The organism is Glutamicibacter sp. AOP5-A2-18, assembly GCF_052446055.1.
Classification (GTDB): domain Bacteria; phylum Actinomycetota; class Actinomycetes; order Actinomycetales; family Micrococcaceae; genus Glutamicibacter.
This window is the reverse complement of the sequence record NZ_JBQSVW010000001.1, coordinates 1,303,441-1,317,741: the sequence shown is the minus strand read 5'-3', so window position 1 is coordinate 1,317,741 and position 14,301 is coordinate 1,303,441. Positions and strand designations below refer to the sequence as shown.

Below are 14,301 nucleotides of genomic sequence, written 5' to 3'. Positions count from 1 at the left end.
GGAGAAGATCAAGGACATTTAGGGTTCGTTCACAGACGCATACCGTAGTCTTGAAGACATAGGAGCCGAGACTTTCAGTTCTTTCGACTGAGATGTCGCCAGCTACTTCAACTTAGGAAATTACTTGAGTAGCAGTTCCGTTCTTCAGAACTCCGCACCTACCACCAGGCCCGGAGACCCCAAGAGCTTTTTCCACGTTAAGAAACTCGTTCAGGATGCAGGTTTGTCCGGACGTCGTCGCGCCCATTACCTTGGCCTCGGATCAGTGCTGGTTATCCTTTTGGGTTCAGCCATTGCCGGGTCAATCCTCTTGGGCCACAGCTGGTTCCAGCTACTGATTGCTGCAGCGCTGGGAATCCTACTTACGCAATTTGCATTCCTCGCGCACGAAGCGGCCCACCGTCAGATCCTGTCCTCGGGCAAGACCAATGACAAGCTGGGCCAGTTCCTGGCCAATATCGTTGTGGGCATCAGCTACCAGTGGTGGATGAACAAGCACAACAAGCACCACGCGACTCCCAACACCATTGGCAAGGATCCGGACATCGAGTGGGACACCATCTCATTCCAGCCGGTTGATGCTCAGCGCCAGCGTGGAATCCTCAAGTGGATCACCGAGCGTCAGGGATACCTGTTCTTCCCATTGTTAACGATGGAAGGATTGAATCTTCATATTCAGTCAATCCGTTACCTGTTCACCGCTGATCGCGCCAAGCGCCGTAAGCGTGAGATCTGGGCCATCGCCCTGCGTGTGGGACTGTATGTTGCATTGATTTTTGTCTTCCTCCCCGTTGGCATGGCGTTCGCTTTTATCGGCGTGCAGCTAGCAGTCTTCGGTATCTACATGGGCGCCTCATTCGCACCGAACCACAAGGGCATGCCTATGGTTCCGGGCGATGCTCGTATTGACTTCTTCTCACGTCAGGTACTGACCAGCCGTAACATCATGGCTCGCTCGTCGTGGGGCAACCGGATTCTCTCCCACCTGTTTGGTGGCTTGAATTACCAGGTGGAGCACCACCTGTTCCCTTCCATGCCACGTGCCAATCTTGCAGCAGTGTCCGACATCGTGCGTCAGTACTGCGCAGATCACCAGATCCCCTACACCGTGGCCAGCATGCGCGAATCCTACGCACAGGTGATCACTTACCTCAACAAGGTGGGCCTGTCCGCACGAGATCCTTTTGATTGCCCTTTGGTTTCTGGCTACCGCGTGAGCTAAGAACTATCTGCAGGCATTACCAATAAAGCGAGAGGACACTGACCAATTGGTCTGTCCTCTCGCTTTTCGCTTTGCTGCCCTTTATGGCTGAGCGTCAGCAGGTTGGCTCGGCTTCTTAGGGCCAACAACCTCGATCGCACCAGTCACCGTGCATTGCGCACCTTCTTCAACCGGGATGTATTCTTCTCGCGTTGAGACGCGCTTGATGGTACGGCTTTGCCGTAAGTCAACGATGGCCACCAGCAGGGTTGCAATCACCAATACTGAGATCGCGACGAAGGATAATTCCATGGCCACTGAGTAGCCGGCAACGTGGTTCAAACCGTAGAAGATTGCGGTGATCACCGCGATGCCCACAGCAGTTCCCACACGTTGCGAGGTCTGCATCAGACCGCCGGCACTGCCCGAATTGGCCACGGGCACTTCCATCAGGGTCAATGCTTGGTTGGGGGAAATGATGAAGCCTTGAGCAATACCGATAAAGGTCAGTGACAACAACATCCACCAGACGTTGAGGTTGCCTCGATCTTCGAAGAACACCACAGCAATCGTTGCAAGCAAGCCAAACAACGCACTGAGCGTTCCACCGATCAGCAGCTTGCGCCCCAGCGTGGTGGCATAACGGCCTGCAATATGAGAACTAAACGCCGAAAGCAAGGCAGCGGGTAAACAGATCAGGCCAGCTTCCAGTGCAGTGAAACCTTGGGAAGCTTGAACGTAGATGGCCACCAGCACCCACACGCTGGAGACACCCATGAAGTACAGTCCGGCAATGAGCGTACCGTTGGTGAAACTGCGAATTTTGAACAATCCCAGTTCCACCATTGGCTCACGGCCACGTTCTTTGTAATTTTTTTCCCACCAGATCCACACCAACAGCAACACGGCGGCTGCGAGAAGCAACCACCACAACATTGGATTTTCGCGGCCTTGAACAAAAGGTAGCAACAACGCAAAGATGCTCATCGCCAGCACCAGTCCACCCACTGGATCCAGATCGAGTTTTCCTGCTGGCTTGGTGAATAGTGGTTTGGGAAGCCACAAGAGAGCTAGGGTGATGGCGACTACGCCTACGGGAACGTTGATGAGGAAAGTCGAACGCCAGCCTGCATCCGCACCCAGCCAGTTGATCAATAGCCCACCGAGTACCGGACCAACGGCTACGGAGAATCCGACCACGGTGCCCAACAGTCCGTAGGCGCGGCCTCGGGCGGCACCGCGGAAGTGTTGCTGGATCATGCCCATAACTTGCGGGTTGAGCAGCCCTGATCCAATGCCCATGATAAATCGGGCAACATTGAGCATCAACGGATCAGCGGCGAACCCCGCCAAGATGCTGGCCACGGTAAAAATCGCGACACCGGCGACAAAGATGACACCTCGACCTAGCAGGTCACCGGCTCGTCCAGCGGCGACAAGAACCACGCCGAAGGTCAATGCATACCCGGCTAGAACCCACTGCATATCGGCTTCGCTGGCGTGCAACGTGGAACCGATGGACGGTAGCACGACGTTGACGATACTGACCGAGACCAACGACATGAACATGGCAGCGAGCAGCACACCGAGCAAGCGCCAGCGGGCTGCCAGTGATAGTTCTCCGGACTCAGGCGGCGCTTCGAGTGGGCTCTGCGACATAGTGGGCAACTTTCAGCACATTTTTTCGAGCCCCAGGATCCTGTGGCTTTAGTCCCTACAGCGCAACTACGTCGCGGATTATTCCTTGACCAGAAGTTTCATGCTTGGTCAGTCTCGGATTGACGTTTTTTCGACAAGCACTGTTCAATGGCAAGAATCCGAGTTTCGATAACTTCTTCAAAGAGCTCGTCACTATCCGGCGCAGGCAGTTCTAGTGCCTGACGCGCTAACGGTGCTGAAATCTCTGGGTAGGCATCAAGACGTTGTGCTGAGACAAGGTGGCTCAAGGAGTCCGAGTTCCCAGCTTCACGTCGGTCAAAGAAGTAATCAACGTGCAGGACAAATCCCAAAACGTCTCGTTCTAGCGCACGAACCATGGTTACCGCTTGTTGCAGCGTCAGCCCAATTTCAACGTAGAAACGTAGTACACGCTCAATGAGCTCGGTGCGTCGTGGTCCGGGCGCGACATCTACCTTGTCGTCCCAGCTCATTTGGGATGCACGTGGGTAGGCGCGATAGGCAGTCCGCGTGGCGACGTAGGCCTGGCGGACTCCTTGCTTCCAGTTGGAAGAATCAAATTCAACCAGCGGGCTAATAGCTAGGAAGCGTTGCACTGCGAGGTTAACGACCTCTTGACGGTCCGCCACGTAGTTGTATAGGGCGCGGGGCGTAACACCAAGGTCGGAAGCCAGGCGGTGCATGGTCAGTGCTCCGTACCCTTCAGCACCAGCAATTTCCAGTGCCTTTTCGGCCAACAAATCTTTGCTTAAAGATGTGAACTCAGAATCTTTACGGGGGCGTCCGCGTCCTCGCTTCGCCGTCGGCGCGGGCGAAGTTTCCTTAATTTCGGCCATCTCATGAGGATATACGCAATATCGGAGTAAATGCGTTTAGCACGCCCAATGGCACTAGAACAAAGCCAATAGCTTTCGTGCCCGCTCGTGCCACAGATCCGCAGCCACGGCCAAGTGGCCTGCCGCAAATGCCAAACCGCCAGCTAGCCAAGGCCACAGTAGAACTGCACCATAGGTACTCGGTAGCGAGGCGCTAAAGCCTGCGACAATCACCAGTATCCCGGTGACGACCAAGGCAATGTGTGCACTCTTCCAGCGCAGTGGAAGCAAGATGGCCAGTACCACCAGCAACGCAGCCGGGGCCAAAATCATCCACACCGGACCTTCAAAACCCTGCAAGCCCTGGAAGGTAGTAAAGGCAACTGCAGCAGTGAGGAGCACCGCAGCGGTGATCATCCATCCTGGGTCTGGACGGGCCATGGAACCACGCATCATCAATAGTGGTGTGAATATCTGGGCCCACAACAATACAGTGACCGGGATGAAATACGCGGCCATAACTGAGCCGCCGCTGATACAAACAGCGCTCATCAGCAACGCCCCGATAACCTGAAGAATCAGCGACGTCACACCGCTAATTCGCAATGGGATCAAGCTCAACACAGCCGGGATAAACGCCAACCAGATCAGCTGCGCACCCATCACTTTTTCAAGCTCGGCCAGCCAGCCGCCCGATGAATTCAGCCAACCAGTCAAACCAACCGGGCCAATCATCGCGTCGTGTGGCGGGGAGAAAAGAACCACCACTACGGTGATCAGCGACAAAGCAAAAATTGGCCAAGCCAGAATTCGAGTCAAGAAGTGCTTACCACTGCTCACTTCCAAATCTTCGGGTTCGGTGCGCTCGAACTTCATCGCTCTGACGGCAGGCTCCCCCAGCAGACTAATTAGTTCGCGCTTACGCCGTCCACCATCGGGCAGTCGTTTAATCTCGTCACGAGTTTGTTCAAGAACTTGCTTGCGTTCATCCTCGGAGAGGAAATCCAAGGCACGGCGAAGTTGCTCCAAGTAATTGCGGGCAGCACGTGGCAGGTTCTGGCTCATGGTTTTAACTTTACGTGGAGCGGGCAGCGCTAGAGCGCAATAATGCGGGGCAACGCCAGTGGCGTGCCCCGCATCATCAATAGTTATTAGCGTCTAATCCTGCTTTATTTGCCAGCGCCGGCAGTCAATCCCCCGACAATGTACTTCTGCAAGAACAGGAACAATGCCATGACCGGCAACGCTGCAAGCACTGCACCGGCGGCAAAGACCGACCAGTTGGAAGTGAATTCTTCAGACACATAGGAGTAGAGCCCCACGGCCAGAGTCTGCTTTTCTGGAGAAACCAGAACGACAGATGCCAGAACAAAGTCGCTGGTGCTAGAGATGAAGGACAACAGCCCCACCACGGCGAGAATCGGGGCAACCAGGCGAAGAATCATCGTGAAGAAAATGCGCGCATGGCTCGCACCGTCAATCTTGGCTGCTTCATCAATTTCCACCGGAACGGTGTTGAAGAAGCCGTACATCAGGTAAGTATTCACACCCAAGGCACCGCCAAGATAAACCATGATCAACGCGATCTGGTTATCAATTCCCAAGGCCGGGAACACATCGCCCAGGGAGGTCAGCAGAATAAAGATTGCCACTACAGCCAGCAGCTGCGGGAAGATCTGCACAACGAGCAAACTAACCAGACCTACTCGCCGGCCGGTGAAGCGCATACGGGAGAAGCTGTAGGCAGCTAGTGCTCCGAGGAAGACCGAAGCTACCGCCGTGGTTAGCCCGATGAACAGCGTGTTGGCGAACCAGGCTGCATAGGGTCGCTGCTCGTTGTGGAAGAGATCAATGTAGCTCTGTAGCCCGATGGTGCTGAAGAATCCGTTGGAGGAGAGCAAGGTTCCATCGGGATTCAGCGATGCGGATAGTACGTACAGCAGTGGGAATGCCGCATAGATGCACAGGGCCACACCAATCAGGTGCCGCCATCCGGTGGTGGCGAACCACTTGCCAAAGGTTCGCCGAGCGGGCTTCGGGATGGAACGGAAAGTTGGTGTTGATGTCATGTCGGCGCTCATTAGTTCAGCTCCTCCAGTGCCTTGGTCTGCTTGAAACTGATAATTGAGATGATGGCAACGATCACGAAGATGATGATGGAGAACGCACTGGCCAAACCATAATCACGTTGGGATCCGACGAAGGCAACCTTATAAACCAACGAAATCAAGATGTCTGTTGCGCCAACGTTCAGCCCTGCGTCTTCCAAACGCGGACCACCTTCGGTGAGCATGTAGATGATGTTGAAGTTATTGAAGTTGAAGGCAAATGAGCTGATCAACAACGGAGCAACTGAGACCAGCAACAATGGCAACTTGATCAGACGGAAGATCTGCAAAGGCTTGGCACCGTCAATGGTGGCAGCTTCTGATAGCTCCTGCGGGATGGACTGCAATGCGCCGGTACAGACCAAGAACATGTATGGGAAGCCGAGCCACAGGTTAACCCAGAGCACTGCGAACTTTGCGAGCCAGGGGTCGGTGAGCCATGGGATTTCCGCTCCGCCAAAGAGAACTTGGTTTACAAAGCCAAAGTCCTTGTTCAACATGCCTGCCCAGACCAGACCGCCCAAGAAGGCAGGGAATGCGTAGGGAAGAATTGAGATGACGCGGTAAATCTTGCGCCCCCTCATTCGCATGTCGTTGAAGACGATAGCCAGGAAAAGTCCCAAGAAGAAGGTGGAGGCTACCGAAAGGAACGCAAAGGCGAAGGTCCATACGGTCACCGAGAAGAGCGCGCCACGAATGGATGAGTCGGTGAAGGCACGGGTGAAGTTATCAAAGCCCACATTGATGGACCAGCCCGGCATCAGCTGCGAACCGTCCTCTGCGGTGAACGCGCCCACGCCAGTGTCTTTGTAGACGGTGCCCGTTTTCTGATCCGTCATCGTGTCAGCATTGCTGTCGTAGCTCAGTGATGAGGTGTACTGGTAGGCGGTTCGTCCGTCGCTGGTGCGCAGGGTGCCTTCAGCTGGATCATCGCTCAGTGCGACCTTCAGTGAGGTCACTTCCTCTTGGCGGCCCAAAAGATCAGCGAATTTTAGCTGTGTGTAGTTTTCTAGGCTGGCCGGATCAACCGGTGCAAAAGCGTCGTCCACGTCGCCTAGTAGCTGTTGGCCGTCACGTTCGATAACCATGGCCAGACCGTCAGCACCGTTGTACATCGTGACAGGGAAGCCAGGTGATCCAGCAACGCGTTCCTGGTTGGACTGCAAGAGTGAAGACACCGCGTCGGCTTTATCCGAGTTGTGCCCGGAGCCGTAGTTGGTGAACGCAATATAGCCGGTATAACCAATGACAAAAACTTGGAAGATCAGCAAGAAGATGGTGCCCGGAAGCAAGTACTTTGCAGGAAGCCAACCCTTTTTGAAGTAGACAACATTGATCACCACAGTGATCACTGCGATGACTGAGGCAATCAACCATGCTTCACGGCCGATAGCAGTGAAAATTGCAAAGAGCGCCGTCGCATCAACAAGTGCGACCAAAATGATCTTGATTAGCGTTGAGCCTAGGCTCGTGCTTGATGCATGAGCGAAGCGTTGTGCAGCTGGGGACAGCTTACGCTTGGGATCCTCAGTACTGTTCGGTGGTGCCTCAGGGGCTGTCATAGTCATCTTCCAGATGTGCCTGTCATTAAAATTCGTTCAGTGCTGGCCGGAGATAGACGCCGGAGCCGGCGGCGATGGCCGTTCCGGCTCCAGCGTTATCGGTACTACTTTGAGCAGGCGAGCCTACTTGTTGATGGCCTTTTCGATATCTTCGGTCATCTTCTTCCAACGCTTGGTTGGGTCGGCCTTGCCAGTGATGATTTCAGCTTCAGCAACACCCCAGTATTCCCATACCGCTGCCATCTCTGGAACGTTTGGCATTGGAACACCGTTGGCGCCTACTTCGCCGAAGGCGGCGATCGTCTTGTCAGACTTGGCGGCTTCGAATGCTGCCTTATTTGCAGGTGGACGGTTGCCAACTTCGTACAGCTCGGTCTGAACTTCTTCGGTACCGATGTAGTTGGTCAGGAACTCAGTAGCTGCCAGCAAGTTTTCGGTCTTCGATGAGACGAAGAAGCCCTGAACGGCAACAAATGGCTGCGCTTCTTCTCCACCGGCACTTGGGATTGGATCAATAGCTAGGTTGATCTTTCCCTTTTCGGCCGCTTCCACGTTCCATGGACCAGTCAAGAGGAATGGTGAGTCGCCCGAGGCGAACTTTTCCTGGGCAATGTCAGCGTCGATGCTGGTCTTTAGAGTTCCAGCCTCACCCTGCTCTGCCAGCCACTTGGCGAATTCAACGCCACCCTCGTTACCAATCTGCAGGTCCTTCGGGTCGTACGCACCGGTGTCATCGGTTCCGAAGACTGGAGCGCCAAACGAAGTCTGGAATGGGTAGGCGTGGAATGGGTCGCCCACTTCGGTGACCTGCACCAGGAATGGGAACTTGGTGTCTGCCTTTTTGCCAGCAGCGATCATGTCGTCAAAGGTTTTTGGGGCTTCCTTGACCAGGTCTGCGTTGCGCAGTAGGGCCAAGTTTTCGGTGGCATATGGCACGCCGTAGCTCTTGCCTTCGTAGCTCATGGCGTCGACGGAAACTTCTTGGAAGTCACCAGCCTTGTCCCCCAGCTCAACTGGCTGAACTACACCGTTGTTGACCAGGTTGCCCAACCAGTCGTGGGCGCCGATGGTGATGTCTGGGCCCTTGCCGGTAGGAACCTGACGCAGGAAGTCTTCCTGGATCTTGGAGAAGTCCTTGACGACCAATTTCACTTTGACGCCGGACTGCTTCTCGAAGTCGGCGGCTGCTTCTTTGAGCACTGGCTGACGGTTTGCGTCGACCCAAACGGTTAGCGATCCACCGGAGGCGGCAGCTGGTGAGGATTCTGCGGCAGCAGGGCTAGAGGATGGTTGGGTTGTTGAACCGGACCCGCCGCAAGCAGTCAGTGATAGAGCTGCAATTGCAGTCAATGCTCCGCCAAGTAGCCAAGGGTGTTTGTTCACCTTCATGGAATGTCCTTTCGTGACAACTTTGTCCGATGGGCCGGTGACGTTACGGTTTTCCGCAGAGCCGCCGGTGAAGTCTAAAAATGCGAGTGCGCATAATTTGTAAGCGTTTCCAGAGTGGCACAGATCACGAGACTTGGCAAGACGAAAGATAAAAAATCCGATTCTTAGGCAAAGTAGACAGATACTGGCGCTCAGCGGACGTTATTCATGAAAAGCAAGAATGCAAGCGTTTACAATCAAGTCGTCATCTATTATCGTTACCGTCATGACTCAAACACGTACCGACGTTGAAAACCTCGCTGAATCCAAAGATGCACAGTGGTGGCGCTCCTCGGTGATCTATCAGATTTACCCTCGCTCCTTTGCTGATTCCAATTCGGATGGCATGGGCGACCTAAAGGGCATTACGCAACGGCTAGAAAGCATCGCAGAACTTTCTGTTGACGCCATCTGGCTCTCACCTTTCTTCTCGTCTCCGCAGAAGGACGCCGGCTACGACGTCTCCAACTACTGCGATGTAGACCCGTTATTCGGTACCCTTCAGGACTATGACGCAATGGTGGCCAAGGCGCATTCGTTAGGCTTGAAGGTCATTGTTGACCTTGTTCCTAACCACTGCTCTGATCAGCACCCATGGTTCCAAGAAGCCCTTGCGGCAGCTCCCGGCTCCCCCGAGCGAGATCGCTTTATGTTCCAGGACGCCCCGGAAACGGGCCTTCCAAATAACTGGGAATCGGTCTTTGGTGGACCTATGTGGACCGCCACCACTAACCCAGACGGAAGTGTAGGCCAGTCCTACCTCCACGTTTTTGATTCTTCGCAGCCCGACTTTAATTGGAAGAATGAGGAAGTTCGGGCTATGTTCCGCGATGTCCTTCGCTTCTGGTTAGATCGTGGCACCGATGGCTTCCGCGTGGATGTGGCTCACGGGTTAATCAAGGCTGAGGGCCTACCGGACTTCACCCCGGATCCGATGGCAGCCTCCATGGGTGGCACCGAAGAACTTGCTCCATGGTGGGGTCAGGATGGTGTTCACGAGATCTACCGCGACTGGCGCAAGGTCATCGATGAATATGACGGTGAGCGTGTCTTGTGTGCAGAAGCTTGGGTTAATCCACTCTCGCTGATGGCCAAGTGGGTTCGCCCAGATGAGATGCATCAGGCATTCAACTTCCCGTACCTGTCTTGCGACTACGACGCGCAGCAGATCCGCGAAACCATCGATGAGTCGCTGGAAGAATTTGGCGCGGTCGGAGCACCAAGCACCTGGGTATTGTCCAACCATGATGTGGTCCGTCATGCCACCCGCTTGGCACTAACGGACGAAAATCCTCAGGGTGAAGGCATCGGTCCAAAAACCCCTAACCTTCCGGATCCTGCGGTCGGCCTGCGCCGTGCACGTTCTTCAACCGCGCTCATGCTTGCCCTACCCGGTGGCGCCTACCTTTATCAGGGTGAGGAGTTAGGTCTTCCGGAAGCGATCGATCTGCCCGACGATGCACGCCAGGACCCGACTTGGTTCCGCACCAACAAGGAACGCTACGGCCGTGATGGTTGTCGAGTTCCTTTGCCATGGGAAGCCGAGGGAGCCTCGTTCGGGTTTAGCGACAACGGCGAAAGCTGGTTGCCTCAGCCTGCCCAGTGGGCGTCTTTCGCTCGCTCGGTCCAACGTGATGATCCCGATTCCACGCTGAGCCTGTACCGAAAGCTACTGGAGCTACGCAAGACGCATAACCTAGGTGCGGGTCAGCTGACCTGGGTCACCGATGAACAGCCAGATCTGTTGGCGTTCACCAACGGCAAGATCCTCGCGATAGCCAACTTCGGTCAGTCACCGTTGGATCTTGGGCAGCTGGCAAATGGCGCGCAAGAACTAGTGCGCAGTCAGCCTGCAACGGATGCGGAGAACGGGAGCATCCCTGCGGAAACCACCATCTGGTTCTTGCTGCCTTAGTAAGGTCACATGGTGCTTGTTCTATTGAGAGGACCGGTATTGTTGAAAAGTGGCCGCGGTCTGGAGATATTTCATCTTCATCACCACCGCGGCCACAAACACTTAGGAAGGACTTATCGTGGCAGGGATTAAAGATGTCGCTGAAGCGGCCGGAGTCTCTATCGCGACCGTCTCTCGCGCCTTATCGGGACGCGGCTCCGTCTCTTCCTCCGCACAAGAGGCAGTGCAACATGCTGCCGCGGAACTGGGATATGTAGTTTCGTCCTCGGCGTCTGGCCTCGCCTCAGGACGCACCCGAAATATCGGAGTCTTAGTTCCGGTCATCAATCACTGGTTCTACGCCAGCGTGCTGGAAGGCATTACCAGCTCACTGATGAACGAAGGTTATGACACCACGCTGTATCAGCTGACCAAAGACCGGGCACAACGCGAAAAGATCTTCTCGGACTTCCTACTCCGTCAGCGTGTGGATGCGGTGATCGCGGTCAACGTTGAATTGGATACTGAAGAAGTCCAGGCGCTACACGCCGTGGATAAGCCTTTGGTTGGAGTCGGTGGACCGCTTCCCGGTGTTCCGACTTTGCATGTTGATGATGAAGGTATCTCCGCATTGGCCACTCAGCATCTAATTGCTTTAGGCCATGAACGTATTGGATTTATTGGTGGCAATGAAGAAACCGACGTTGACTTCAGGGTCCCCAGCCATCGGCGCACCGGTTATGAAAGCGCACTGAAAGATGCTGGAATTCCCGTAGACCATTCTTTGTGTCTTGGTGCAGACTTCACCATGCCGCAGGCCTACACGATTGCCAAACAATTGCTCGGCAGCCCGGCTGCTCGCCCGACGGCAGTGTTAGCCGCCAGTGATGAAATGGCCATCGGTGCCATACTCGCGGCCCGTGATCTGGGGTTGCAGGTCCCCCATGATCTATCAGTGATTGGCGTGGATAACCATGACCTCGCTGAGATGTTTGGTCTAACTACCGTCGAGCAGCGTCCACATGAACAGGGAAATCTTGCTGTCGCGATGTTGCTTCGGGCCATTCGCGGTCAGGAGCCGGCGGCAGCTCATGAACTGGAGCACCGTCTGGTTGTACGCTCCTCAACCATGAAGCCGCAGCCTACTTCTTAGCTTGTTCGTACCTGGAGCTACGGTAAGTAATTCTTCTGAAGTCGATAGTACAAAAAACTGCCCGAGTAACAACTGGAATGAGATCCAGCCGCTACCCGGGCAGTTTGTCGTTCGGTGTCTTCTAGAGCGCGCCTTCCAGATCAGCGGAAGTTCCCTCAACCTCTTCCACATTCAGGTTTCGGCCACGCGTCTCGCCGGCCCACAATACGGCACCGACCGAGATGACCGTCAGAACCATAATGTAGATAGCGATGGAGATGGATGACTTGGTCGTTTCGAGCAGAATCTGCGCCACGGTGGCAGCAAAAGCGCCGCCAAGAATAGCGCCGAGCGCGTAGCCAATCGAGATGCCTGAGTAACGCACATGTGCAGGGAACATTTCGGCGTACATGGCCGACTGAGGTCCGTAGGACAGTCCCAATCCGACGGTTAGAACGAAGATTGCTACCGTGTACAGCACGATATTTCCCGTATCAACGAGCATGAACATTGGAATCATCCAAACAAACACCAGACCGTAGCCAATCACGAAGGTTGCTCGGCGTCCGATCACGTCGGAGAGCCAACCGCCGACCAAGGTGAAGATCAGCCAGCCAACCGAACCGATAGTGGTTGCCAAGAGCACCGGCGCCACTGGCATTTTGAGCACTGCAGTGGTGTAGGAAATGAAGAACGCGATCACCAAATATCCAGCGGCATTGTTGGAAATAAAGATCAGCGCGGCCTGGATTACCTGCTTGGTGTTTTTTACCATCAGCTCGCGAAGCGGCGTGTGCTCGGCAGCTTTGCGTAGGGCCAGCTGCTTAAACACTGGGGATTCTTCCACAGCTCGGCGGATCACGTAGCCCACAAGAACGAGTACGACCGAGAGTAGGAATGGGATGCGCCAGCCCCAAGCCCCGAAGGCTTCGGGAGACATGGAAATTCGAAGAATGTAGAGCAAACCGGTAGCCAAGATCATGCCAATTGGCACACCGATCTGCGGGAAGGAACCGAAGTATCCGCGACGATTTTTGGGAGCGTGCTCCACGGCCATCAAAGCCGCACCGCCCCATTCACCGCCGGCCGAGAATCCCTGAATAACACGAAGAAGCACCAAGAGGATTGGTGCTGCAATGCCAATGGATGCATAGGTTGGCAGCAAGCCAATCAATGCGGTGGCCACACCCATAAGGATCAGGGTGAGGACAAGAATTCTCTTGCGTCCGTAGCGGTCCCCCAAATGACCTGCTACCACCGCACCCAGTGGGCGGAAGAAGAACGAGATTCCGATCATTGCGAAGGAAAGAATTTGAGCTAGTCCAGGATTTGATGCACCGAGCGGTGCGAGGAATAGCGGGGTCAGAAGTGTTGCGGTGAGTTGTGCAAAGATGAAAAAGTCATACCACTCAATGGTGGTTCCCACGAGAGTGCCGGCGAGAACGCGACGCTCTTCCTGGGTGCGAGTGACTGTGGATGACATGGGCGCCCCTTGAAGCTTACTTTACCGACCGTTCGGACGGTTTATGATGCTCTCAATCATAAACACAGAGTGAAGCAGATCACAACAATCGCAGGTTTCTTGCCCAAACTCTGAACGCAGAGCTATAGACCGCGCTCGAAAAGAATTCGGTGTTCTAATAGAGAACGACTAAAATTTCGAATAAGAGCAACTATTCAGCAGTCGCAAGGCTCACAGCGAAGGCGCGTGGAGGCATTGGAAAATGCCGTGTGCCAGATTGAAGTTTCATGCCTACCTCTCAGACGCTTTCCCGCGGAATCCGCGTCCTAGAAATCGTCGCCAATTCGCCGGTGCATCTGTCTATCGCGGAGATTGCCGAAAAGCTTGAAGTGCACCGTTCCATTGCATACCGAATCATCCGGACTCTAGAACAGCATCACCTGCTCAACCGTGATGACGCAGGGCATATCCGTTCTGCTTCGGGTCTTGCCGTACTTGCCCGTTCGGTACAACGTGACCTTCAAGCGATCTCCACAGTAGAACTCACCACGTTGGCCAATGAACTGTCTATGACAGCATTTGTTGCCGTCTGGGAGTACGACTTGTGCACCACCTTGCAATCCGTTGCACCCCTAAATTCGCAGCGCGCTATTGTCCACCGTCCCGGATCGGTGCACGGCATGGATGTAGGCGCTGCAGGCATCGCAATTCAATCGCATTACAGCAAAGAGCAATGGGACTCGCTGGAAAGCACCGTGGACTACCGCGACGCGGCGGTTCAGGCACGCCTCGACGGCTACGCCACCAGTGAGGATGAAGTTATCCAAGGCGTAACTTCCATCGCTGTCCCGATTGCCCAGCCTGGTCAGACCCCTGCCGCCTTGGCTGTAGTTTTTGCTAGCAGCACTGTTGATAGCTTCGAACCAATCATCGAGGAACTCAAACTGGCAGCACAACGCGTTGCCGACAAGCTTTCTGCCTAATCATCGGCACAACGGCAAAAGGCGACCCCGCGATGAATC

At 54.7% G+C, this 14,301-nt stretch carries 11 protein-coding genes; 4 read left to right on the top strand and 7 right to left on the bottom strand.

Going from position 1 to position 14,301, the window contains the following annotated elements; all coding sequences use genetic code 11:
• The first annotated feature begins 124 nt into the window (after positions 1-124).
• Positions 125-1,222, top strand: coding sequence for a fatty acid desaturase family protein (locus tag ACT3RW_RS06295; RefSeq protein ID WP_131087914.1), 1,098 nt, complete (start codon positions 125-127; stop codon positions 1,220-1,222).
• Between the two features lie 81 nt (positions 1,223-1,303).
• On the opposite strand, the gene ACT3RW_RS06290 is transcribed toward ACT3RW_RS06295, so the two are convergent.
• The 6 genes from ACT3RW_RS06290 to ACT3RW_RS06265 all read right to left on the bottom strand — a co-directional run bounded on the left by ACT3RW_RS06290 (position 1,304) and on the right by ACT3RW_RS06265 (position 8,752).
• Positions 1,304-2,860, bottom strand: coding sequence for an MFS transporter (locus tag ACT3RW_RS06290; RefSeq protein ID WP_444613171.1), 1,557 nt, complete (start codon positions 2,858-2,860; stop codon positions 1,304-1,306).
• Positions 2,861-2,958: 98 nt separating this feature from the next.
• Complete coding sequence (locus ACT3RW_RS06285; protein WP_444613170.1) at positions 2,959-3,615, bottom strand: TetR/AcrR family transcriptional regulator C-terminal domain-containing protein; 657 nt, start codon at positions 3,613-3,615, stop codon at positions 2,959-2,961.
• Between the two features lie 153 nt (positions 3,616-3,768).
• Complete coding sequence (locus tag ACT3RW_RS06280) at positions 3,769-4,758, bottom strand: HAAS signaling domain-containing protein (protein WP_444613169.1); 990 nt, start codon at positions 4,756-4,758, stop codon at positions 3,769-3,771.
• Between the two features lie 104 nt (positions 4,759-4,862).
• Positions 4,863-5,774 (bottom strand): sugar ABC transporter permease, encoded by a 912-nt coding sequence (locus ACT3RW_RS06275; protein ID WP_444613168.1) that lies wholly within the window; start codon positions 5,772-5,774, stop codon positions 4,863-4,865.
• Positions 5,774-7,363, bottom strand: coding sequence for an ABC transporter permease subunit (locus ACT3RW_RS06270; RefSeq protein ID WP_444613167.1), 1,590 nt, complete (start codon positions 7,361-7,363; stop codon positions 5,774-5,776). Before ACT3RW_RS06270 ends, ACT3RW_RS06275 begins: the two co-directional genes overlap by 1 nt.
• A 123-nt stretch (positions 7,364-7,486) precedes the next feature.
• A complete protein-coding gene (locus ACT3RW_RS06265) occupies positions 7,487-8,752 on the bottom strand; it encodes a sugar ABC transporter substrate-binding protein (protein WP_444613166.1) in 1,266 nt (421 codons plus the stop codon).
• A gap of 265 nt (positions 8,753-9,017) precedes the next feature.
• On the opposite strand from ACT3RW_RS06265, the gene ACT3RW_RS06260 reads away from it, so the two are divergent.
• Both ACT3RW_RS06260 and ACT3RW_RS06255 read left to right on the top strand, forming a co-directional pair.
• Entirely contained in the window at positions 9,018-10,706 is a 1,689-nt protein-coding gene (locus ACT3RW_RS06260) for a glycoside hydrolase family 13 protein (RefSeq protein ID WP_444613165.1), read from the top strand.
• Positions 10,707-10,824: 118 nt separating this feature from the next.
• A complete protein-coding gene (locus tag ACT3RW_RS06255; RefSeq protein WP_262197986.1) occupies positions 10,825-11,838 on the top strand; it encodes a LacI family DNA-binding transcriptional regulator in 1,014 nt (337 codons plus the stop codon).
• A gap of 121 nt (positions 11,839-11,959) precedes the next feature.
• On the opposite strand, the gene ACT3RW_RS06250 is transcribed toward ACT3RW_RS06255, so the two are convergent.
• Positions 11,960-13,300, bottom strand: coding sequence for an MFS transporter (locus tag ACT3RW_RS06250; RefSeq protein WP_444613164.1), 1,341 nt, complete (start codon positions 13,298-13,300; stop codon positions 11,960-11,962).
• A gap of 266 nt (positions 13,301-13,566) precedes the next feature.
• Between ACT3RW_RS06250 and ACT3RW_RS06245 the strand changes: the two genes are divergently transcribed.
• Positions 13,567-14,262, top strand: coding sequence for an IclR family transcriptional regulator (locus tag ACT3RW_RS06245; RefSeq protein WP_444613163.1), 696 nt, complete (start codon positions 13,567-13,569; stop codon positions 14,260-14,262).
• Positions 14,263-14,301 lie beyond the last annotated feature (39 nt).